Here is an 893-nt window from a genome sequence, read left to right on the forward strand (position 1 = left end):
TCGCTGAACCGATCCGGATCAGATGCGCCTGCTGCTCGTCGCCACGATGGTCGAGCGCGCGGGCGATCCGCATCGTCAGCGCCAGCGCCGCTTCGGTTTCGAGGGCCAGATCCGCCAGCACGTTCTGCATGATCGGCTGATCGATCAGCAGCCGGCCGAATGCCTTGCGCTGCCGGCAATGATCGATCGCCTGCGACAGCGCCGCCCGCATGATCGCCGACGAGCCGATCATGCAATCGAACCGGGTCATCGCCACCATCTCAATGATGGTGGCAACGCCGCGGCCTTCCGGCCCGATCATCCAGCCGAGCGCGCCGCGCAGCTCGGTCTCGCTCGAGGCGTTCGAGGCATTGCCCATCTTCTTCTTCAGCCGCAGCACCTGCAGCGGGTTCTTGGCTCCATCCGGCTTCCAGCGCGGCACCAGGAAACACGACAGCCCGCCCGGCGCCTGAGCTAGCACCAGGAAGGCGTCGCACATCGGTGCCGAGACGAAGAACTTGTGGCCGACCAGCTCGTATTCGCCGCCCGGTCCGCCGGCGCCGATCGGGATCGCCCGGGTGGTGTTAGCGCGGACGTCCGAGCCGCCCTGCTTCTCGGTCATCGCCATGCCGATGGTGATGCCCTGCTTCTGATCGACCGGCACATTCCGCGCGTCGTAGCTGCGCGCCAGGATCTTCGGCAGCCACTGCTTGGCGACGTCGGGCTGCAGACTGATGCACGGCACCGCCGCGAACGTCATGCTGATCGGGCAGCCGTGGCCGGCCTCGATCTGGCTGTGCAGATAGAACCGCGCCGCGCGGGCGACATGCGCACCCTTGCGTGGATCGGTCCACGGCGAGGCGTGCAGCCCGTTCTCGATCGCAGTCTGCATCAGCCGGTGCTAGGCGGGGTGG

The 893-nt window shown here is 67.4% G+C and carries 1 protein-coding gene; it reads right to left on the reverse strand.

The window, feature by feature from the left end; translation table 11 throughout:
* Positions 1–871 (reverse strand): acyl-CoA dehydrogenase family protein (locus DYI24_RS27225; protein ID WP_246701399.1); only part of this gene is annotated, 871 nt, incomplete at its 3' end.
* Between the last annotated feature and the right edge of the window lie 22 nt (positions 872–893).

The sequence above is a fragment of the Rhodopseudomonas sp. BR0C11 genome (assembly GCF_010820945.1).
GTDB classification, from domain to species: Bacteria; Pseudomonadota; Alphaproteobacteria; order Rhizobiales; family Xanthobacteraceae; genus Rhodopseudomonas; species Rhodopseudomonas palustris_H.